This window comes from Bartonella sp. CR84HXZ, assembly GCF_042194535.1.
Classification (GTDB): domain Bacteria; phylum Pseudomonadota; class Alphaproteobacteria; order Rhizobiales; family Rhizobiaceae; genus Bartonella; species Bartonella grahamii.
On the sequence record NZ_JBHIMY010000005.1, the window covers coordinates 34,501 to 55,738 of the forward strand.

The window sequence follows — 21,238 nt, forward strand, 5'->3', positions numbered from 1 at the left end:
CTTAGTTCCACGGTTGTGAAAAAATAAACGTGTATACCAGAAATGGCGATACACACTCGTATGTTTATGAGATTTCACTGTGATAGTATACGTAGCAGCATTATAAATCAAGATATACCCCAACATCAGAATTTGTAAAAAAATTCTGTGTTGAGACGGTGTGTGAGTATAACGAAGCTTTAGAGCCTTAAGAGATAGGATAATGGCTGTAGAAAAAATGTAAATTCATAGGCAAAGAATACTGATTTCTCCTTTATTGTAATAAATTAGATCACTATCAGATGGTATATCGTATATATGCGTTAAAAAATTTGGAAAATATCAAAAAAGTGATCTTGGATATTTTATTAAACAGGAAGGTAATCTGAGTCACATAGGTGGTTGTTTGGTAGGGTGTATACATTCGATCAATGCCCTTACGGGGATGAGTGTGCTTTAAGGCAGCTGCAGTTTATAATGAAGTCTGTATTTACAATGATATTGTTATTTATAACAATGCATTAACATATGGTTGTGTAGTCGTTCGTAAGAGTTTGCATGTTTATGAAAGATAAGAACTTTATAGTTATTCGAATATGAGTGGAGATGCATATGTTTACGCTAATGCGGTCTTTTTTGATCAAGTTTTGAATGCTCAATGTATTGAATTTTATGGTGATACTCGTGATTATAGAAAGGCTCGAGTTTATAGTGATGCTTTAATTTATGGTGATGTAAAGATTTTTGGGAAGGCAAAATTTTACAGAAATGCTGTGCTTTGTGACACTGATGATTTTTGTAATAATGAAAAACTTTCATATATAGCCGCATTCCCCATGGCGTAAAAAGGAAGATAGGAACGATTTGGGCAAGGCTTGTACGATTGCGTTGCGTCGTTAGTTTTATTTGACGTTCTTTATTTTTGTTTTTTGTGTCAATAAATGTGTCGCAAATAATTGGTGTAAGCGTGTAGATTTAGCTGCTTTCAGAGATTTTTTTGCGTCATTTATCAATGACTTTAATGGAGAAAATAAGAATGCCGAGAGTGATTGTTCACACTTGGAACATGCGGTTTATTGCATTCTTTTTTTGATTGAGGATGAAACAAATTGGTCAAGATGATCACTTGAGCGACAATTAAGGGAGATCCAAATGAGTGTAAACGAAATTTTATTGGGAGCAATGGTTGTTGTTTTGTTGTGCAGCGGGGTTATATTTCGGTTTTCTTTATATTATCGCAGTCAAGTGAAAGTTTTAAAAGATGAATCTAGAAGAATAAAGCATGAGTTTTTAAGAGATTCTATGAAGATGACTGAAGAACGAGATAGAGCTATTAGAGAGCAAAGTATGGTGATTAAAAGACGAGACCAAGCAATTGAAAAACTGAAAAAACAAATTAAACAATATGAAAAAAATGAAAAGAAATATCAAAAAATGCTTAAATCTGAAGATGATAAAGAGTGATATGTATTCATATTTTGCATTAAAGGGCTTGGAAACGTGTTAGGAAGATTGGAATGACGAGAGAGATAAACCTTAATGAAGCCAATTATGGTGCTGATGGAGAGATTGTATTGAAAGAGAATATTCAAGTTTACTCTGATTTTATGAAAACATTTAAGTTTATAAGACAGAGCGTCTTTGATTATAAAATAAGAAGTTATGGTGATAAACCAGTTTATAGGTATGCTGGTTATTAAAAAGCGCGTCTATACAATCCAGTATGCTGGAAACAATTTTGCACGTTCCTTTTAGATATAAGGTATAAATGCTACGATAGTTTCAGCTAATATGTCTAAAAAATTGCATGATAATAGAAAGAAAGAGATATTTGCTTTTTATGAAGATGAAATGGGTAAGTCAGTTATGATTATCAAATGCAGAAGAGGAATATGAGCATAAAAGATATTAATATCTTGTAAAGTAATTATATTCTCATTGATAAATTATCTTTTCTTTATGTGTGTTTATTTTTTATGAAAAATACAAGACTTAAGAGACTTTCTTTTTGATAAATGCTATAGAGACTTAAGTATGATTGAAAACAAACATAATAAACTGCAAGAATGTGATTGTTATTTGTGAGTATCAGAAATAATACAAAAACCTCCTCCCGCTGAGGGAAAAACGATCACTTTTTATTTGTCACAAAAGCAACTCACCATACCATTACACAAAATAAACGTTTGTTTTAATGGTAAAGAACGTCAGGACTGTAGTTCTCTAATAAGAGCCTTATGTGTAATTTCTTTGATTTGTTCAATATTGACTAGGATATCTTGTTTTGTTGGATAACCTTTACTAGAAAAAGCAATTTTTTGTGCATCTCCTGAGATTAAACGCCAGTACCATTGATTGTGAACTCCTTGAAACACCTCAAAATACATGCTTCCCACCTCATAAAATAGCTGATAATTTTCAGGATAAATATTTAACTAATCCGTCTGTGAACACTAATGTATGTCTCTATAGGAAGTCGTCAATATATTCCCCTTAAATTTTCTGACCTTAAAAAATAATTTCTATGAGAGCTATTATTCTTTTAACAAGAAAAAAATTCTTGTCAATAAGATATGAATGAGAATTTTATACTATAAAATTATTTTTTTTAATTTAAAGACACTATACTTTCATTTAAAATGCGAATATTTTTATTGTCAGTACAGAAATAAATTTTATAAATTATACAAAATTTCACCAGCATGGATAAAGTAAAAAATACTCTTCTCCATACTGGTAGAGTTTTATCATTTCTTGCTTTTTCTTTTGAAACAGACGTTTATTGATTGGCTATAACCTCTTTTTGGGATACGCTTCGAATGAGTAAATCAATGAATAAGCTAAGAGTATAAGAATTGGCCATTTTAGCTTTCATATCGATCAGAGAGGTTGTAGTCTTGGGGTTAAGTCCATTTGATAAACCTTGTCTTGACAAATATTGCTGCAATTTTTCATAAGAACTGTCGATTTTTTCTTGATTCGGTTTTTCATCACGATCACTATTGGCAAGTGTTTCTTCCAGTCCTTCGATTTTTTTAATAAAATAATTCCAGTCAAAATCACCTTTTGTATATTCGGTGTCAAACATTTTTCCTTGTCCAGTTAAAAGCCAATTAATATTGACGCCATATAACGTGCGGTATGTTTGTAAGACACTAAGATTGGGTTCTCTCTCTCCACGCTCATAAAAAGCAATGGAATTTTTTGTCATGCTAAAATTTTTAGCTAAGGTTTCACGTGATGGATCGCCTAAAGCAAGACGTACATAACGTAAACGTTTTCCAAATATGGTTTTTGATTCAGTTTCAGGACGTGCCACGAATTATCTCCCTCAGTAAATCATCATGGTATAAATCATTAAATAATAAAAGCACACTATGTATTAATATTCTATGATATAATGTCAATATTTATAGCTTTAATTTCTTTTTATTTTTTTATTTTCGTGGATAGAAAGAAATCTTTCGCTTGTTGTATTGACAATTGATATTCATTTCAAAACAAAATTCTCTGTTTGCTACATTTGTCTCTTGCTTTTTTTGAGAGAATTTTCATGTAACTTTACCATATATATTCTATACACTTCTGCATCAATAGATGCAACTTTAAAGAGATGCAAACTTTGAATTTGGACTGGGTGTGTTTTAGATGAATGAGAAAATAAACTTTGAGGAATGATCATGGCCCTATTACGCTATTTTGGGTTTGCTTTTTTTTTCACGATTATTGGTGTCTTTTTAGGAGGGGTTATTGGTTGGTTTGAAACGGAAAGTATTATTGGTTTTCTTAAATATTTTTTTATTTGCTTTGTTTTAGGAGTTTTGGAAATTTCTTTATCTTTTGATAATTCTATTATCAATGCTCGTGTTCTTAGTAGAATGGATCCGTTGTGGCGTCGTCGTTTTCTTATATGGGGCATTTTGATAGCTGTATTTGGGATGCGAATTGTTTTTCCATTATTGGTGGTTGTCGTTGCTGTTGGGATTAATCCAATTGCGGCAGTCAAATTAGCGATATGGGAACCACACCGATATGCGGAAGTTTTAACCGATGCACATATGGGGATTGCTGCTTTTGGAGGCACTTTCCTTATGATGGTTGGCTTAAAATATTTTTTTGATTCTGAAAAAGAGGTACATTGGCTTAATGTTATAGAGAGACCTGCTCAAAAGTTTGGGGCGCTTGTTGGGATTGATATTGCAATTGTTTTGATTTTGATCTTATTTGTTTCAGGTCAGATTGACACAGAAGATAAAATAACTTTTTTATTGGCAGCCCTTTATGGACTTTTGACCTTTATCGGTGTTGAAGTTGTCGGTCATCTCTTGGATACCCCTCAAAAGACTTTAACAACAGTAACTCACGGGGGAGTAGGGGCGTTTCTTTATTTAGAAGTTCTTGATGCTAGTTTTTCTTTCGATGGTGTGGTTGGTGCTTTTGCCTTTTCACACAACCTTTTTATTATTGCGATAGGTCTTGGTATCGGTGCATTTTACGTTCGTTCTATGACAATTATGTTGGTTGAATCAGGAACATTATTGCATTATCGTTATTTGGAACATGGTGCTTTTTATGCAATTTTAGTTCTTGCAGTGATTATGTATCTGCAGACGATTATATCGGTTCCTGAAGTCTTAACAGGACTTGTGGGAGTCTGTATTATTGGAATGGCATTATATTCTTCGATTCGTTTTAAGCATCGTCAGGTGGATAAACATGTTGTGTCTAAGTAATGGAGATTTCTTATTTTCTTACGCTTTTGTTTATCGCATATCTTTGAATAGAAAGAGGTCTTTTATGCAAAATAAAATACTATTCTATTTTATTGCTTATTTGCGTTTTTGTTTTAAAGTTGAGTCCATTGCATGATACTACTCATGAAGGGAATAGTGTACAATCTCTAAGGTGCTTTTTGACCTAAATTTAAGACAGAAAGCTGATGCTATACTTTTTACTAGCTTTCAATATTATGACAAGCTCTTGCATCTAATGGTTCATAAGAAGTGTTTTTACTGTTTTTTTGAATGATTTTTATTCATACATTGATTCTCTTTGTAACGTGTAGGAGAATGGTTTTGAAACAGGTTTGAAATGAGAGAATTTACGATATTCTAGACTCTCACTTAAATATATAAAAAATAATTTATCCTTTATAAATCAGTATATTATAGTAGTAGATTAGAGAAGAATATTTTAAGAGACCATTAAAAGCTCTATACCAGCTTCGTTCATAGTTTTAAGCATAGTGTTTAGTGATCCATTTACATCAATACCAGCACAGGCATTTAATGAAACACTGACTTTAAAACCGCATTGTATAGCGTGAAGAGCAGAAAATCCGACACAAAAATCAGTTGCTAAGCCACACATAATGAGCTTGGTAAAACCATGTTCTTTGAGATAAACTTGTAAACCTGTTGGTGTTTTTTGATCATTTTCAAGAAAAGCAGAATAGCTATCCATTTTTTGATTATAGCCTTTTCTAAGGATAAGTTGTGCCTTTTCCACTCTAAGAGATGGATGAAATTCTGCTCCTTGTGTTCCTCGTATGCAATGATCAGGCCAGAGTATTTGAGGACCATAGTCAAGAATGATGGTATCATAGGGCTTTTTTTCAGGATAGCAGGAAGCAAAGCTGCAATGGTTTTTTGGGTGCCAGTCTTGGGTTAAGATAACGTGGTCAAAATGATTTATGAGATTATTGATGGCGGGTAAAATAGCATCACCTTGTGGTACGGCAAGTGCTCCACCTAGTAAGAAGTCATTTTGAACATCAATGACGATTAAGGCTTTTTTTTCCATAAATATATTCCTATATGAGATGATCTTTTATCGTATTTTTAAAAAGCTATATTTCGTCTTGAAGTTTTGAAATGATTTGCTGAATATTGATATTATTTTTATAATTATCAAGCCAAAAGAGGGGGATGGATAAGTTTTTACAATTGGTTTTATAGTTTTTTACGAATTGTAACCACGTACCAATGGGAAGTGCACTGTAGTCATTTGTTGCTACGTGTTGATGCAAAGCTTTCATGATCATTGGGCTTGGGACGTCAGATCCCATAAGGCGGCGATCATTTTGTAAACGTAATTTAAGCCATATCAAGGCAAGGGGGGAAGACCATTGTTTTCCGTAGCAAAAAATCGATGAAAAAAGGGAAGGATTTTTTACTGCGTAATATAAAGCCCATAAAGCGAAAAAAGAAGGTGCATAGAGAATTGCTTTTCTTTTTGGTACTATATTACATTGATAAGTTGGTTTAATACGATAAAAATACAATGTTATATCTGGTATGGAAAAGAGAGGCAATGTTTGATAACAGGTTTCAGGTACAGCTAAAAAGATTTGCTTTTTGCTTTTTTTGGGGATGTTTTTTTGCATTCAGGACCATACTGGGGCTTGTGAGATTAGAAAAAATATACCAATATAAAGCGAAAAGCTTTTGATACGATGTAAGTGCTATTTACTGTACAGTTTCAAAAAGCAAAAGCAGTTTTTTTCAAAATCCTAATCTTTAATATCGCACAATATAAAGAGAAATTTATGGCACGTCAATTTATCTATCATATGGCTGGGCTTAATAAGTCTTACGGCAATAAAAAAGTTCTAGAAAATATTCATTTGTCTTTTTATCCAGATGCGAAGATCGGTATTTTAGGGCCGAATGGTGCAGGGAAGTCAACTATTTTACGTATTATGGCTGGGCTAGATAAGGAATATACGGGAGAAGCATGGATTTCTGAAGGAGCACGCTGTGGCTATCTACCACAAGAACCTTTGCTTGATGCGAGCAAAGATGTGCGTGGCAATGTGATGGAAGGTGTTGCAGATAAACAAGAAATTCTTGAGCGTTATAACGAATTGATGATGAATTATAGCGAGGAAACGGCTGATGAAAGTGCACGGCTTCAGGACATTATTGATAGTCAGAATCTTTGGGATTTAGAAAGTCAAGTGGAAATGGCTATGGTTGCTCTTGGTTGTCCGCCAGCCGATGGGGATGTAACAAAACTTTCGGGTGGTGAGAAGCGGCGTGTTGCACTTTGTAAATTGCTTTTGTCAAAACCTGATTTGTTACTTTTGGATGAACCGACAAACCATTTAGATGCTGAAACGACGGCTTGGCTTGAAAGGCATCTACGTGAATATCCTGGGGCTGTGCTTTTGATAACCCATGATCGTTATTTTCTCGACAATGTAACGGGTTGGATTTTAGAGTTAGATCGCGGGAGAGGTATTCCTTATGAGGGGAACTATTCTGCTTATTTGGGGGCTAAAGCCAAGCGTTTGGCTCAAGAAGGACGTGAAGAGGCAGCGCGTCAACGTGCTTTATCACGTGAGCAAGAATGGATCGCTTCTAGTCCAAAAGGGCGACAAGCAAAGTCAAAAGCTCGGATTAAGGCTTATGATGAGTTGGTTCAAGCAGCACGTGAGCGTCGTCCTGGAGAGGCGCAAATTATTATCCCTATTGGAGAAAGATTAGGACAGGTTGTTATTGAAGTTGATAATCTCTCTAAAGCTTATGGTGAGCGTGTATTGATTGATTCTCTTTCTTTTAAACTTCCTGCTGGTGGTATTGTCGGCGTTATTGGGGCCAATGGTATGGGAAAGTCGACTTTGTTTAAAATGTTGACGGGACAGGAACAGCCCGATTCAGGTCAAATACGTATCGGTGAAACAGTTCACATGAGTTATGTGGATCAGAGTCGCGATTCCTTGGTGGGGAATAAAGCTGTTTGGGAGGAAATTTCTGGTGGAAATGACATTATTAAATTAGGCAAATATGAGATGAATAGTCGCGCTTATTGCGGGGCTTTTAATTTCAAGGGGGCAGATCAACAGCAGAAGGTGGCAAATTTATCAGGAGGGCAGCGCAATCGCGTACATTTGGCGAAACTTCTAAAAGAGGGGGGGAATGTGCTTCTTCTTGATGAACCGACAAATGATCTTGATACTGAAACATTGGGTGCATTGGAAGATGCATTGGAAAATTTCGCTGGTTGTGCAGTTATCATATCGCATGACCGTATGTTTCTTGATCGATTGGCAACACATATTTTAGCCTTTGAAGGTGATGGTCATGTAGAATGGTTTGAAGGTAATTTTGCTGAATATGAGGCTGATAAAGTTCGTCGTCTTGGGGCGGAATCTCTTAATCCTAAGCATGCAAATTATAAACCTCTTACACGCTAGAGTTTTTTATCTTATCTCAACGTTTTTGAAAAAATGGTGTATTTTATTGCATTTGTTATTTCATAAATAAAGTGTGTATGTACTCTGTGGAAGTTTTTATTCATTGAAAATAGTAAGAGATACTTTATGAAATTACGACCTAGATAGGGTTATTCTACTCATGATATATAACCGACTATTGCTTGTAAAATTGCAATGAAAAGGAGGGGATGAAGAGTATAGCACTATTTCTACAAATGCTCTGGTCATTGAGCATTATCATTTTTACTTAATAAAAATGCAAGCTGGCACCATCATGTTATTTATTTTCTCTCAATAGTGTGCAGTTCTTGTTTTGAGATGACCATAAAAGGTATTTTTATCCATATGTCTCCTCTGTTTATGAGCTGTAAGAGAATAATTTGGATTGATTTATCATGAATAGGTTTGAAATGAGAAAAATTTACGGTACTCCGATGTTTTATTCAAGTTGAAAATGATGAATTGTTATTATAAATCAATGCATTATCATTATAACGAGAAGCAGGGGGATAATCTGTTCGTTTTTTACAGTAGCCTATTTTTTTCATAGTATAATAAAATAGAGAGAACAAAATAGATGAGAATATGCGTTTTATGCTTGACTTTTTTTTCTGTAAACAAATGTTTATAGGAATGTTTAAGGGATAATTATGAAAAAAAGTGCAAGTTTAGATGCAATGATTGTGCTGCTAAAAGCGGTCGCAGAAATAAACCATTTACGTGTTCTTACGCTCTTGCGTCATGAAGATTTAACAATTTCTGATTTTATTTTTATTCTTGATCAGTCGCAAGCGTGTATATCACGATATTTACGTTTGTTGTAAGAAGCACGATTGATTGAGCGTTATCAGAAGGGAGATAGCCTTTATTTTAAGCTTTGTCATGATTTTTTGGGTAAAGACATTGTGATGGGTGTTCTTTCGGCTTTGCCAAAGCATGATATGTTGTTAGCGCATGATTTAGAACGTTTGAAGGATGTTAAAAAGCAGCGTCAAAAAACGAGGAAGAAGCATTTTTTACAAAATACGTTGCAATGGGATGTATTACGGTCATCCTATATGGCAGATCATGGTGTGGAAAACGCTTTACTTGAAATCATTGGCGATAAGCCATTTCAAACGATGCTGAATATTGGAATAGGTGGAGACTCTGTCTTAAAATTGTTTTCTAATCTTTATACGCATGCGGTTGAAGTTGTGCTTGATAGCAATGTTTTTCACTTGTCTGTTGGAGATACAACTTTTGATTTAGTTATTCTTCATTGGGTTTTACATTTTCTTGAAAATCCTGAAATGTTTCTTCATGAGATATCAAGTGTTTTGCGTCCTCATGGACGTTTATTGATTGTGGATTTTGGTTATCATGAAATTGAGTCTTCATATTCTGATCAAGCACATATACGTTTTGGATTTTCGGCTTTACAAATAGAACAATGGCTTAAAAATACGGGACTTGTTCTAGAACAAACGGTTTGTCTTACTCCTATACAAAATGAAAACAGTGAGAAGGGTATGGTTACGCTTTGGCTTGCTCGTGATCCGCGTTTATTAGTTGACGATATCAAAGATAAACAAGTCGATTTTGCATAAATCGCATTTGTTGACCTGCTTTATTCTCTGATTTTTCTTAAGGAATAGCGTAGAGATAAACCTTTATTCAATCATTGATAATCTATTGTTTTTTACATGTGTATTATGTTTTTATATGAGAGTATTGGTGTTTTACAGGGGCTTGGTGGCTGTGTACAGTGTAATGAAAGCACCTTCTATAGAGATAAGCCTATGAGGATCGTTATTTAAGGTGTCTTGATATCATATTTGTTTTATTAGCCAATATATTGATTTTTTAGACTTCAATGAGAGGCTCGAATATAGGAATATTTTTTCATTTCAAATTTCCTGTTTCAGAATCCAAAAGAGTCTGTTTGTTTGTTACAAGAGAAGATATTTATCTAAATAATACCGTTTGTAAAAGGAAATACATATTTCTAAATATGAGAGCGGCGGCGATATGATGTAACAGCGCACAATACAATATAGTGATGGCTCATACCTTCATAAATGTCAAAAATGGTGGTACCCAATAGATCTTACGATGTCTCTTTAAAACAGGTGCTTAGATAAGAAGTACCTTGGAATTTTTAGTGAGGGGTGCAAAAAGATGCTCTAAAAAGACGAAGGGGTAAAAGGGTAAGACAATGCATGATTTTCATTATTTAAAACACAGCGTTATGAGCGTGTTTGAAAGTCGTAAAGGCAAATGAAAGGGATGGTAAAGATGGCAATAGGTTTTTATCTTTGGGCTTTTATGTTTCGTTCAAAATAAATGATGGCTTTTTTAAGATTACTCAAACAGACGTAAATATTTTTACTCTAATTGGGCATATAAAAGCTGGGACTGTTTACATGGTTCTCATTTGCTCTAGTCTTTATCTCAAGCATATTGCCATGTTAGGAGCAGGTGTTGATTTACAAGTAATAGCAAACGTAAAAGCTTGGTAGATGACGCCATAAAATTACTCATAAATTAGTAATGGATTGGAGTGATATTCTGAATTTTAAAAACATTTTGTACAACAATGGTTATAATAGCGTATCTGACTTTACGTTTATTTCTTCTTACAAGCTTCATATATGGCGTTCGTCTATGTGTTTTTTATTATATTCATAAAAATAAGATTGACGATAATCTATGGATAGTCCGTGGCTGAAAGTAGAAAAGAAAAGCGTGATATTACACTAAAGTTTCGTATCTCTTTATCATGAGAAGTATGAAGGTTATTAAAAAGGTTATTAAATAAGTCCATTTTTCTTGCCAAAAGTGATTTTTTCTTTTTATGCTTACTGCTCATTTTATGACGCAGCCCGTTAGTATAGCGTAAAATTGATAGGGCATCATCGTTTTATGTTTTTTATCCATATGCTTTTTCTTGTTTGTGATGTGCCATAGTATGGCTATTCATTGATTCAATAGACGAAGATTTAAAATAAGGGAATCTTACGTTCTTGAGATCTCTCATGTAAGTTGTAAAATGATGAGTTATGATTGTAAATCAATGCATTATTTATGGTAGAAGAACAGACTATAACAATTTTTGAGCATAGAAACTACTGTGTGTATTATTTTACGGGATCATTTAAATGATAGAGATTAAGAGAAACTGTCTGCATTGATCTCGGTTTGTTATGTTAAAATGCGTTAGAGCCTGTTGGTTATTGTAAAATAGTTTATCGTTATTTGGAATGATTATAGGACGTGATTCGAAACAAATACCTTCAGAGTTCTCATTTTTTCATAAAATTAAGCTGTTTAAATTCTTCATTGATTGTTACATGAGAGATGCGACGATATTTTAATGATCATTTACAGAATTTTTTATGAAGATGGATAAGATTTTAAAAATCTACATTTTTATTTTTGTGGTGATTGCTGTTGGAAAAGTGATTCTACTTTTACATGGTTTGATTTTTATAGGGTGGATACGTAGAAATTACGTTTTTTTAATTATGATCATCAGAGTTATGAAAGAAACTATTTAAAAGTTATAATGATCGTAGATTCTAATTGATGCTTCTTGAAATAAAATTGCTTCAAATTGGGTCATTTTAAACTTTTTTTGCCTAAATTTAAACATTTTTAAACAATTTATAACTCTTTTATGTTTTTTTGCGTAGAAGATGATAAGAATTTCTTGTTGTTTAAAGAATTTTATTCCATAGCAAGAATATTGCATCGGCTATCTTAGTGGTTGATGTGAGAGGACGATCGGGGAACCTCCTCCCCCCCCCCGCGTGGATCCCCTAGATTGTCTGGCCTGACTGAGGATTTCCTCAGTCAGGCTTTTTGTAATTGTTTTTGGGGGTGTTGTAGCGTGTTATTAGGGGGAAGTGTAAGATCTGTTATTGTTTCGCCTATACTACCTAAAACATAGAGGGGCGGTTCTTATTGGGCGGATAGTGTTAGCGTATTCATTTTCAATAATTTGATTTTTCTTTATTGAGACATTGTTGAATGTTATAAGGGGAATCATAAAAGGAATCTATGTTTGTGTTCTGTGATCTTTAGGTAAGAGATAATGGAATCTTTTTCGCATCGTATTGTTTTTATTTTATTTATGTTTTTTATTTTTGGCGCTGTCTTTTTTGCTTCTCGAAGCGGTGCTGTTTATCAGTTTTTTTCCGGCCGCTCTTCTTTTTCTTCTCAGAAGCTTGATGTAACAGAGGAGGAGTTGTTAGAGAGATTGTCTGTATCTTTTCCAGATATTATCAAGCATCTTTCTAAGATGAGTCCTCAACAGCAAGAGTTGTTTATTGCGCAGCTGCGTCGTGATGTCATTGCGCTTGCTTTTAAAAGTGGTCAGAGTCGTGAGCAGGCTCACAAATCTGGTGAAACTGTTGCTATGGCTCTTTCAAAAGCGATTTCTCGTCCTTCCATTGCTAATGCTTATTTTTAGCTGTTTTTTTAATCGCGCTTTTGGGTTTTATTTTGAGGAGAAAGAGCTTTTTGTGAATTTTTGAAAAGTGCGAGGAGATAATCAATTTGTAAGATAGTTAGCAAAATTTATCTTACTCAAAAGGTAAGCAATCGAAGTATAGGGATAATGGTGCAATCATTACAGGAGTGATAGAAAGTCTATCAAGGGTGTTGGTCAAGTTAATTGCATTATCAATCGCTACAATGACAAAAGCAGTATTGACTATAATAAAACACGTTAATCGCATTTTATATGCCAGTTGTTTTTTATTTGATATGGGCAAATAAAAAAATTTTAAAGGATTTAGGCTTCCTTTGTTCTACGGATTTTAGGATATTTATTCACTTGTATGATTTCTGAAAATGGGGTGCAAGGCTGATAAGATGATAGTCTGTGGCAAAGAAAAAAATATTTGAATGAAGATGAGAAGTCTATTTTTATTTAAAAAGGCTTTGGGGGTATTGAGTTTTCTAACATTTTCAAAAAACAGACAAAAGTAATTGTTAAGCTTTGTTGTAGGGACAAAGACGGATATAACTTTTTTAGCATATTGTTTTATAATGAGAATTTGTCATTTTCATATTGAGTGAGAATCTTAGGAATTGTAAAATTCTCTCGTTTTAAATTTATTCATGGTGAAAAAATCAAAATCAGCTTCTTGTGCACTACAAGTGAGAGGCTTGTGTGAATAGAGGCTCTTAAAAAAAAGAAGTAAAAAGCTTATTTGAGGAATCTTGAGAGCTAAAAGCCTGTTGCAATATTTTGAATTGGTAAAGAGTATGATGGTTTTAGTATATTTATGAATTTTTTATTGCGCAATGATGGGGGTAGGGATTTGTTTTGTGATTTGTTGAGGTTTTATCGGACATAAAGAGTGCTGTGGGTGTTTATTAACCAGAGAGAAGCGTTGATAACGGTTTATATTTTTTGTGAAATTTTTTTGATATTGAGGATCTTCGGTAAAAAGATGCTATTTTTTTAATATAAAAATTGAGTGATACAATAGTGATAGCAGAAATTTGTAGGTTATATCATTTTATTTAATACGCTATAAGATTAATTATATTCTCTTTATTTTTTTTATTTTATGATATAGAGAAATCTATAATTTGTGCATAAAGAGATTTTCTTTTGTTGCAGAATTTTATCTTGAAATTGTCTTACTCTTTCCTTTTTCAAGCCGTTCTTTTGCTTTCTTTTTTTGTACAATACATTTGCAAATTATTTGCAGCTAGAATTTGAGAATGTTTGAGTGAAGAGAAAGAAAATGCAATTTTTGAAAATCTTGTTAAGTACAGCGTGTGCTGTATTTTTTGTATTTGATATAAGTTGGACTCATAGTGTCTTGAATGTTGCGGAATCAGGAGAAGCTTCAGTAATTGTTGCTTCTAAGATTCCTGATCGTCCTTATGAGTTTCTTATTCAGAAACTTGCGAATAAATATAATGTTCCCGTTAATTTAGCACATGCTGTTGTAAAAGTTGAAAGTAATTATAAGGCAGGTATAAAGGGGGCTGCTGGCGAAATAGGTTTGATGCAAATTAAACCCTCTACGGCACGAGGGTTGGGCTTTAGTGGTTCTGTACAGGATTTGTACGATCCTGCGACCAACCTTGAATATGGTATGCGTTATTTGGCACGGGCGTATAAACTCAGTGGTGGAAGTACGTGTGGTACAATCCTTAAATATAACGCAGGTCATGCTGCAAAAAAAATGAATTCCATTTCGGCGAAATATTGCGCAAAAGTGAAAACTTATCTGGCTTCATTAAAATAAAAACATCTTTTTAGACAGGTTTGTTGTAAAATATTTTAAGATGCTATTTTCACGGAGCTGAAAATGTTTTATAAATTAATGCGTCAGTCGGCTGGGCAGCCGCGCTTGTCTAATGCTAAAATGCGGCAGGTGAGGAAAGTCCGGGCTCCATGGAAAGACGGTGCCGGGTAACACCCGGCGGGGGTGACCCTAGGGAAAGTGCCACAGAAAGTAAACCGCCTATTTTTATAGGTAAGGGTGAAAGGGTGGAGTAAGAGCCCACCGCGCATTCAGTAATGAATGTGGCAAGGTAAACCCCACCGGGAGCAAGACCAAATAGAAATGACGTGCAAAATTTAATTTGCAGCCGATTTCCGGGCGAGTCATTCGGGTAGGTTGCACGAGGCGGATGGTAACATCCGTCCCAGATGAATGGTTGCCATGTAAAGTGTAAGCTTTACTCTACAGAACCCGGCTTATAGGCCGACTGATATTTCATGATGATACGCGATATTTTATAAGATCGATTATATGATCTTTTATGGAGTCTATGTGTTTGAAATGGACACTTGAGAAAAGAGTATTTTAAAAAATTATAACATTTCTTTAAGTATAATGCGTTAGGATCTGTCTTGGGATAACTTTAGTTTTTTCGTTCATTGTGATTAATATGAAAGTTGAAGGCTAGGTTACTCTAAAATCAGTTGCTATGAGAGAGCTGTTGATTTGAGACAGCATAACTTCAAGACGGATTATTTTGATAAAGCAGGATCAAAGAGCTGAACGCCATATTCCAGTGTTGTTGCAGCCAGTTTTGGCTGGGCTTATGCCATTGGTTGGAGCAAAAGTGATTGATGGCACCTTTGGTGCTGGTGGTTACACGTGCGCTTTGTTAAAGGCAGGGGCGGAGGTGATCGCTCTTGATCGTGATCCTCATGCTATTAGTGCGGGACAATCGCTTGTTGAAGAATTTTTTCCACGACTTCGTTTGGTGCAAATGGAATTTTCACAGTTGGATCGCGTTGTTGAAGAGAAGGTAGACGCTGTTATTTTGGATATTGGTGTCTCTTCAATGCAGCTTGATGAAGCTGAAAGGGGATTTTCTTTTCAAAAAGATGGTCCATTAGATATGCGAATGGCTCAGACTGGTTTTACTGCTGGCGATGTTGTAAATCACTTAAAAGCAAGGGATTTGGCACGTATCTTTAAGATATTAGGAGAAGAGCGTTATGCGGGGCGAATTGCACGGATGATTGAAAAGCGTCGTGTTGTTCAGCCTTTTTTGCGTACAGGTGATTTGGCGTATGCTATCGAAGCGTTGATAGGACGTAAGCCGGGAGATCGCATTCATCCTGCAACACGTGTATTTCAGGCTCTTCGCATTTATGTTAATGATGAAATTGGTGAACTTGCACGTGGCTTATTTGCTGCTGAACGCATTTTGAAACCGGGTGGTCGTTTGGGTGTTGTCAGTTTTCATTCTCTTGAAGATCGTATGGTCAAAAGATTTTTTTCTTTTCGTTCTGGAGAGTGTATGAGATCACGCTATCTTCCTGAAATAAAAACGGCTCCAGCAACATTTTTCCCTTTGTTTAAAGGGGGGATAACTGCAAGTGAAGAGGAGTTACAGCAAAATCCTCGTTCACGTTCTGCGCGGTTGCGTATTGGTGTACGAACTGAAGCAGAGGCTCTTGCAGCAGATATGAAATCATTTGGTTTAGCAGAGATTGCCAGTTTTGAAGGCGGCAAGAAATGACAGTTTTTCGTACATTTGATATGATCTTAGTGATGATTATGATTTGTATGGCAGGTCTTACTTATAAAGTAAAATATGATGTTCAAAAACGAATGAACGAAGTTCGTCATCTTGAGCATGAAATTGCTGCAGCAAAAAATACGGTAAGTTTGCTTCGTGCTGAGTGGGCTGTGATGATAAGGCCTTCACGCATGCAAAAACTTGCAAAACGTTATCAAAAAGAACTTGAGTTAGAGGTTATACAGCCGCGTCAAATCGTGGCGTTTAAAGATATTCCGGTACGGATACATGATCAAATTGAAGAAGTGATTAAACAAAATATCTTGGAAGATAATCAGGATATTTTGACAAATAATCGGGCTTCTCAGATAAATGGTGTTGTCCAAAAAGGCGCGCAGTAATGAAATCGACTTTTTTATTCTCACAGAAGAAAAAGCGCTTAAAGAATTCGTTGAATAATCATAATGTTTCTGTTCGTCGTCCCTATTCTAGTCGTCCACGTTTGCTTTTTTCGTTGTTCTGCTTTTTAATTTTATATGGCATCATGGGGGCTTGCCTTATTTCTTATGGGTTGGAAGGTGGACAGATTGAAGAAGCAAAGGGGCCAGGAGTTCTTCAATTGATGGCACGGCCTGATATTGTTGATCGTAATGGTCGTTTATTGGCAACAGATATTAAAACGTATTCACTTTTTGCTGAGCCACGACGTATTATTGATGTGGATGAAACAATTGAATTGCTCTCAACAGTTTTGCCTGATCTTAATTGGCAGGAAACCTATAAGCGTTTAAAAAGAAAATCTGGTTTTTCTTGGATACAACGTGGGTTAACACCAATGCAGAAGACGCAAATTATGGCTCTTGGTATACCAGGAATTGGTTTTCGGACTGAAATTCGTCGTTTTTATCCTGATGGACCTGTAACTTCCCATATTCTCGGTATGGTGAATGTTGATAATCAGGGCATTGCAGGTATGGAAAAATATATTGATGATGCGGGGTTGAGTGCTTTGCGTGCCGCTGGTCTTGCCATGGAAGAATCATTAAAACAAGTTCAGCTTTCGATTGATGTGCGTGTTCAGGCAATTGTTCATGATGAACTTATTCAGGCTATGAAACGTTATAGGGCAATTGCTGCAGGAGCTGTTATTTTAAATATACATACAGGGGAAGTTTTGGCTTTGGCATCACTACCAGATTTTGATCCTGGAAATCCTATTGAAGCTTTAAAAAGTGATCGTCTCAATAGGATAACGGCAGGAGCTTTTGAAATGGGATCAATCATTAAAAGTTTTACGACCGCCATGGCTCTTGATTCCGATATTTTTCATTTAAACAGTATTATTGATGCTTCAAAGCCAATAAAAGCAAGTAGTGGGTATACTATTCATGATTTTCACGGAAAAAATCGTCCCTTAACGTTATGGGAGGTTTTTATTTATTCCTCCAATATTGGTTCTGCTAAAGAGGCATTGGCGATAGGGATTGATAAACATCGTGGTTTTTTGCAAAAACTTGGGTTACTGGATCGTCTCACAACAGAGTTGCCTGAAGTTGCCCATCCTATTGTGCCACATCATTGGAAGGATATCCATTCTATGACGATTTCTTTTGGGCATGGTATGGCAACAACACCCTTGCAAACAGCTGTCGGGGCTGCTGCTTTAATGAATGGTGGTCGGTTAATTGCTCCGACATTTTTAAAACGTACAAAAGGACAAACTTTGCACCATGCAAAACGGGTTTTGCAGGCTAAAACAAGTCAAAATATGCGTTACCTTTATAAATTAAATAGTGATATTGGTTCTGGACGTAATGCAAAAGTGGAAGGTTATCGGGTTGGTGGTAAGACAGGAACAGCTGAAAAAGTTGAAAATGGAAAATATTCTAAAACAAAAAATTTCAATAGTTTTCTTGCTGCTTTTCCTATTGATGATCCTGTTTACGTTGTTTTAACAATTATTGATGAACCAAAGCCTGCAGAAGGACAGCGTTCAGCAACAGCGGGGATGAATGCTGGACCAATGCTTGCTAATATTGTTCGTCGCACAGCTAGTTTTCTTGGTGTAAAACCCGATTTTAAAAAAGAATATGAGCCTCTTTTAACTAAAAAGAGCAATTCAAGTTTCGTTAAACAACGGTAAAATGAATAAAAGGTGTATCGTTATGTTGTTTGGAACAGTTTTTACAGAATGTCTTGAAGATCAGAATCTTTCTTCAATGGAAATAACAGGAATCAGTGCAGATTCTCGACAAGTCTTGCCAGGCTATGTTTTTGTCGTTGTTCAAGGAAAAAAAAGTGATGGAAGACACTATATAGATGATGCGATAAAGCGTGGCGCACGAGCAATTGTTACAGATTGTTATGCTGTTCTTGAGGATTTACCTGTTCCCATTTTACGTGTTTCTAATGTTCGTCATAGTTTAGCGTTGGCAGCTGCACGTTTTTACGGTTCTCAGCCTGAAACGGTCGTTGCTGTGACTGGTACAAGTGGTAAAACATCTGTTGTCTCTTTTATTCGGCAAATTTGGACTCATGTTGGATTTTGTGCTGCGAGTATAGGAACGGTTGGTGTTGTTTCTCCTAAACGGAATGTTTATGGTTCTCTCACAACACCTGATCCGGTTGCCTTGCACCGTCTTCTTTGTGAAATTTCTCATGAAGGTGTGACTCATGCAGCTCTTGAAGCTTCTTCACATGGGCTTGATCAAGGACGACTTGATGGAGTTCGTTTAACGGCTGGTGCCTTTACCAATTTAGGGCGAGATCACATGGATTATCACACGGGGGTAGAGGATTATTTGCGAGCTAAAATGAGGTTGTTTGATACACTTTTGCCTGTATCTGCTCCTGCTTTGATTTTTGCTGATGATGTCTATTCACAAAAGGTTATTGATGTTGTTACACAAGCGCGCCGCCGTGTCTTGACAATTGGCCGTAAGGGGAAATTTATCACGATTAATCGTGTTGAACATCAACGCTCAAAACAGTGTATTGAGTGTCGTGTGGAAAATAATATTTATACATTTGATTTGCCTTTGGCTGGAGATTTTCAGGTAGCCAATGCGCTTATGGCAGCGGGGTTAGCAATTGCAACGGGTGTTTCACCTCGTAAGGTTTTTTCTGCGCTTGAAACTTTGCAGGGGGCACCTGGGCGGTTAGAATTTGTCGGAAAGACAGAAAATAATGCGCCTGTTTATATTGATTATGCCCATAAACCAGAAGCTTTGGAGCAGGTTTTGCTTTCTGTTCGTCCCTTTACACAAGGGCGTTTGATCGTTGTTTTTGGTTGTGGAGGAGATCGTGATCAAGGAAAAAGACCTTTGATGGGAAAAATTGCGGCGGATAAAGCGGATATTGTTATTGTAACGGATGATAATCCTCGCACAGAAATGCCAGAAAAAATACGCAAGGATATTTTACAGGCAGTGCCAACAGCAATAGAGATAGCAGATCGTGATGAGGCTATTTCTTACGCGGTGGAGCTTTTGAAAGCTGGTGATACATTAATCATTGCTGGAAAAGGTCATGAGGATGGCCAAATTATAGGGCAGACAACTTATCCTTTTTCAGATCGTCTGAAAGCGATAGAAGCTCTAGAGAACCGAAAGAAATGACAGCTTTATGGGATAAGAAAGCACTTGTTGCTGCAATTAATGGTGTTGTAATGGGAAGCATGCCAGAAACTTTTTCTGGGGTTTCCATTGATAGCCGTACTCTTGCGGAAGGTGATATTTTTTTCTGCATTAAGGGGCATCATCTTGATGGTCATGATTTTGCTGCGCAAGCTTATGAACGAGGTGCAGGCGTTCTTATCGTTGCGGAACACCGTTTGAGGGATATGAAAAAAATATCTGCTCCACTTATTGTTGTTCCTGATGTTTTGCAAGCCCTAGAAAAACTTGCACAAGCTGCACGCAAACGTTCAAGAGCTAAGATTATTGCGATAACAGGATCGGTGGGAAAAACAACGACAAAAGAAGCTTTGAAACAAGCACTTGCAACGACTGGGAACGTTCATGCGAATCTTGCTTCTTTAAACAATTGCTGGGGGGTTCCACTCACTTTAGCGCGGATGCCTATAGAGAGTGATTATGGTATCTTTGAAATTGGCATGAATCATAGAGATGAAATTCGCCCTCTGGTCAAACTGGTTTGTCCGCATGTTGCTCTCATTACGCATATTTGTGCAGGACATATGGGTTTTTTCAAAAATCTTGAAGAAATAGCAAAGGCAAAAGCTGAAATTTTTGAAGGATTAGATGAGAAAGGCATTGCCATTTTAAATGCGGATAGTGATTTTTTTTCTTATCTCGTTCAAAAAGCAAAGAAATGCGGTGTAAAGAATATCTTAAGCTTTGGTGAGAGCAAAAATGCTGATTATCAAGCGCGAGATATACGTCTTCTAACTGATCGTTCTTCTATGATTGTACGTATTAGGGAGCGGGATAGGGAGGTTCAAATTGGTGCTCCCGGACGCCATATTGTGCAAAATAGTTTAGGGGTTATTGCTGCTTGTGATGCTATGGGAGTTGAGTTAGAGCCTGTTCTTCTTTCTTTTCGCCATTTTTCTTCTCAAAAGGGGCGAGGTGTTCGTTATCGACTGTCTTTATCAAATGGGGGTGAATTTTATCTCATTGATGAAAGCTATAATGCAAATCCTGCTTCTATGCGTGCTGCGCTTGAGCTTCTTGCTACAGGACCAGTCGGGGAAGAGGGGCGGCGAATTGCTATTTTAGGAGATATGCTAGAGTTAGGGGAGTATAGTGAAAAGCTTCATCGTGATTTAATAAAGCCAATACGTCTTTCCGGTGCTAATCCGGTTTTTCTATTTGGTGAGGCGATGAAATCTTTAGTTAGTGATTTGTCTGCTGGTGTTAAGGTTCATTATGCTGAAAATATTGAGAAAATTTTATCTCTCCTTTTAGCAGAAATTTCTTCTGGGGATCTGCTTATGGTTAAATCATCCAATAGCCTTTGTTCATCAAATATTGTGACTGCATTGCTTGACCGCTATAAAGCGGTTTCTTCATAATTTTAAGAGGTTTTTTGTAC

At 36.0% G+C, this 21,238-nt stretch carries 17 protein-coding genes, 1 other RNA gene and 1 pseudogene; 15 read left to right on the top strand and 4 right to left on the bottom strand.

Annotation, left to right across the window (positions count from 1 at the left end; all coding sequences use genetic code 11):
* The first annotated feature begins 575 nt into the window (after window positions 1-575).
* From ACFIKD_RS03480 to ACFIKD_RS03490, 3 genes are all read left to right on the top strand, one after another.
* Entirely contained in the window at window positions 576-824 is a 249-nt protein-coding gene (locus ACFIKD_RS03480; protein WP_026500332.1) for a hypothetical protein, read from the top strand.
* A gap of 307 nt (window positions 825-1,131) precedes the next feature.
* Window positions 1,132-1,443: a hypothetical protein gene (locus ACFIKD_RS03485; protein ID WP_375636146.1), complete on the top strand. Its 312-nt coding sequence runs from the start codon at window positions 1,132-1,134 to the stop codon at window positions 1,441-1,443.
* Window positions 1,444-1,496: 53 nt separating this feature from the next.
* Window positions 1,497-1,679, top strand: coding sequence for a hypothetical protein (locus tag ACFIKD_RS03490; protein ID WP_375647227.1), 183 nt, complete (start codon window positions 1,497-1,499; stop codon window positions 1,677-1,679).
* 507 nt (window positions 1,680-2,186) lie between these two features.
* Here ACFIKD_RS03490 and ACFIKD_RS03495 read toward each other — a convergent pair.
* Window positions 2,187-2,366 carry a DUF1508 domain-containing protein gene (locus ACFIKD_RS03495; RefSeq protein ID WP_015856658.1) on the bottom strand — a complete coding sequence of 60 codons (180 nt, stop codon included), beginning with the start codon at window positions 2,364-2,366 and terminating at the stop codon, window positions 2,187-2,189.
* Between the two features lie 392 nt (window positions 2,367-2,758).
* A complete protein-coding gene (locus ACFIKD_RS03500) occupies window positions 2,759-3,298 on the bottom strand; it encodes a helix-turn-helix domain-containing protein (RefSeq protein WP_375644795.1) in 540 nt (179 codons plus the stop codon).
* A gap of 361 nt (window positions 3,299-3,659) precedes the next feature.
* Between ACFIKD_RS03500 and ACFIKD_RS03505 the strand changes: the two genes are divergently transcribed.
* Window positions 3,660-4,712, top strand: coding sequence for a DUF475 domain-containing protein (locus ACFIKD_RS03505; protein ID WP_375636148.1), 1,053 nt, complete (start codon window positions 3,660-3,662; stop codon window positions 4,710-4,712).
* 460 nt (window positions 4,713-5,172) lie between these two features.
* On the opposite strand, the gene pncA is transcribed toward ACFIKD_RS03505, so the two are convergent.
* Both pncA and ACFIKD_RS03515 read right to left on the bottom strand, forming a co-directional pair.
* Window positions 5,173-5,781, bottom strand: coding sequence for a bifunctional nicotinamidase/pyrazinamidase (pncA, locus tag ACFIKD_RS03510; RefSeq protein WP_375636149.1), 609 nt, complete (start codon window positions 5,779-5,781; stop codon window positions 5,173-5,175).
* 46 nt (window positions 5,782-5,827) lie between these two features.
* Window positions 5,828-6,364, bottom strand: a complete 537-nt coding sequence (locus ACFIKD_RS03515) for a hypothetical protein (RefSeq protein ID WP_375644793.1) — start codon at window positions 6,362-6,364, stop codon at window positions 5,828-5,830.
* Between the two features lie 162 nt (window positions 6,365-6,526).
* Between ACFIKD_RS03515 and ettA the strand changes: the two genes are divergently transcribed.
* The 11 genes and pseudogenes from ettA (at window position 6,527) to murF (ending at window position 21,218) form a co-directional block, all read left to right on the top strand.
* Entirely contained in the window at window positions 6,527-8,176 is a 1,650-nt protein-coding gene (ettA, locus tag ACFIKD_RS03520; protein ID WP_375647228.1) for an energy-dependent translational throttle protein EttA, read from the top strand.
* A gap of 671 nt (window positions 8,177-8,847) precedes the next feature.
* Window positions 8,848-9,786, top strand: a pseudogene (locus ACFIKD_RS03525) (ArsR/SmtB family transcription factor).
* A 651-nt stretch (window positions 9,787-10,437) separates the two neighbouring features.
* Window positions 10,438-10,698, top strand: coding sequence for a hypothetical protein (locus ACFIKD_RS03530; protein WP_375640432.1), 261 nt, complete (start codon window positions 10,438-10,440; stop codon window positions 10,696-10,698).
* 1,574 nt (window positions 10,699-12,272) lie between these two features.
* Window positions 12,273-12,650: a hypothetical protein gene (locus ACFIKD_RS03535; RefSeq protein WP_375644792.1), complete on the top strand. Its 378-nt coding sequence runs from the start codon at window positions 12,273-12,275 to the stop codon at window positions 12,648-12,650.
* A 1,288-nt stretch (window positions 12,651-13,938) separates the two neighbouring features.
* On the top strand, window positions 13,939-14,448 hold the full coding sequence (locus tag ACFIKD_RS03540) for a lytic transglycosylase domain-containing protein (protein ID WP_375647230.1): 510 nt from the start codon (window positions 13,939-13,941) through the stop codon (window positions 14,446-14,448).
* A gap of 83 nt (window positions 14,449-14,531) precedes the next feature.
* An RNA gene (gene rnpB / locus ACFIKD_RS03545) (RNase P RNA component class A) lies at window positions 14,532-14,922 on the top strand.
* 262 nt (window positions 14,923-15,184) lie between these two features.
* On the top strand, window positions 15,185-16,183 hold the full coding sequence (gene rsmH / locus ACFIKD_RS03550) for a 16S rRNA (cytosine(1402)-N(4))-methyltransferase RsmH (RefSeq protein WP_375644790.1): 999 nt from the start codon (window positions 15,185-15,187) through the stop codon (window positions 16,181-16,183).
* Window positions 16,180-16,584, top strand: coding sequence for a hypothetical protein (locus ACFIKD_RS03555; protein ID WP_015856648.1), 405 nt, complete (start codon window positions 16,180-16,182; stop codon window positions 16,582-16,584). Before rsmH ends, ACFIKD_RS03555 begins: the two co-directional genes overlap by 4 nt.
* Window positions 16,584-18,326, top strand: a complete 1,743-nt coding sequence (locus tag ACFIKD_RS03560; RefSeq protein ID WP_375647231.1) for a peptidoglycan D,D-transpeptidase FtsI family protein — start codon at window positions 16,584-16,586, stop codon at window positions 18,324-18,326. Before ACFIKD_RS03555 ends, ACFIKD_RS03560 begins: the two co-directional genes overlap by 1 nt.
* A 22-nt stretch (window positions 18,327-18,348) precedes the next feature.
* Window positions 18,349-19,800: a UDP-N-acetylmuramoyl-L-alanyl-D-glutamate--2,6-diaminopimelate ligase gene (locus ACFIKD_RS03565; RefSeq protein ID WP_375647232.1), complete on the top strand. Its 1,452-nt coding sequence runs from the start codon at window positions 18,349-18,351 to the stop codon at window positions 19,798-19,800.
* Window positions 19,797-21,218 carry a UDP-N-acetylmuramoyl-tripeptide--D-alanyl-D-alanine ligase gene (gene murF, locus ACFIKD_RS03570; protein WP_375647234.1) on the top strand — a complete coding sequence of 474 codons (1,422 nt, stop codon included), beginning with the start codon at window positions 19,797-19,799 and terminating at the stop codon, window positions 21,216-21,218. Before ACFIKD_RS03565 ends, murF begins: the two co-directional genes overlap by 4 nt.
* The last annotated feature ends 20 nt before the right edge of the window (window positions 21,219-21,238 follow it).

What these genes read in the sequence shown, in the direction of transcription:
- ACFIKD_RS03480 (WP_026500332.1), top strand. Translation starts at nt 576, where the DNA reads ATGAGTGGAGATGCATATGTTTACGCTAATGCGGTCTTTTTTGATCAA.
- ettA (WP_375647228.1), top strand. Translation starts at nt 6,527, where the DNA reads ATGGCACGTCAATTTATCTATCATATGGCTGGGCTTAATAAGTCTTAC.
- ACFIKD_RS03555 (WP_015856648.1), top strand. Translation starts at nt 16,180, where the DNA reads ATGACAGTTTTTCGTACATTTGATATGATCTTAGTGATGATTATGATT.
- ACFIKD_RS03540 (WP_375647230.1), top strand. Translation starts at nt 13,939, where the DNA reads ATGCAATTTTTGAAAATCTTGTTAAGTACAGCGTGTGCTGTATTTTTT.
- ACFIKD_RS03495 (WP_015856658.1), bottom strand. Translation starts at nt 2,366, where the DNA reads ATGTATTTTGAGGTGTTTCAAGGAGTTCACAATCAATGGTACTGGCGT.
- ACFIKD_RS03505 (WP_375636148.1), top strand. Translation starts at nt 3,660, where the DNA reads ATGGCCCTATTACGCTATTTTGGGTTTGCTTTTTTTTTCACGATTATT.
- ACFIKD_RS03565 (WP_375647232.1), top strand. Translation starts at nt 18,349, where the DNA reads ATGTTGTTTGGAACAGTTTTTACAGAATGTCTTGAAGATCAGAATCTT.
- ACFIKD_RS03560 (WP_375647231.1), top strand. Translation starts at nt 16,584, where the DNA reads ATGAAATCGACTTTTTTATTCTCACAGAAGAAAAAGCGCTTAAAGAAT.
- ACFIKD_RS03490 (WP_375647227.1), top strand. Translation starts at nt 1,497, where the DNA reads ATGACGAGAGAGATAAACCTTAATGAAGCCAATTATGGTGCTGATGGA.
- ACFIKD_RS03485 (WP_375636146.1), top strand. Translation starts at nt 1,132, where the DNA reads ATGAGTGTAAACGAAATTTTATTGGGAGCAATGGTTGTTGTTTTGTTG.
- ACFIKD_RS03535 (WP_375644792.1), top strand. Translation starts at nt 12,273, where the DNA reads ATGGAATCTTTTTCGCATCGTATTGTTTTTATTTTATTTATGTTTTTT.
- pncA (WP_375636149.1), bottom strand. Translation starts at nt 5,781, where the DNA reads ATGGAAAAAAAAGCCTTAATCGTCATTGATGTTCAAAATGACTTCTTA.
- ACFIKD_RS03515 (WP_375644793.1), bottom strand. Translation starts at nt 6,364, where the DNA reads ATGCAAAAAAACATCCCCAAAAAAAGCAAAAAGCAAATCTTTTTAGCT.
- murF (WP_375647234.1), top strand. Translation starts at nt 19,797, where the DNA reads ATGACAGCTTTATGGGATAAGAAAGCACTTGTTGCTGCAATTAATGGT.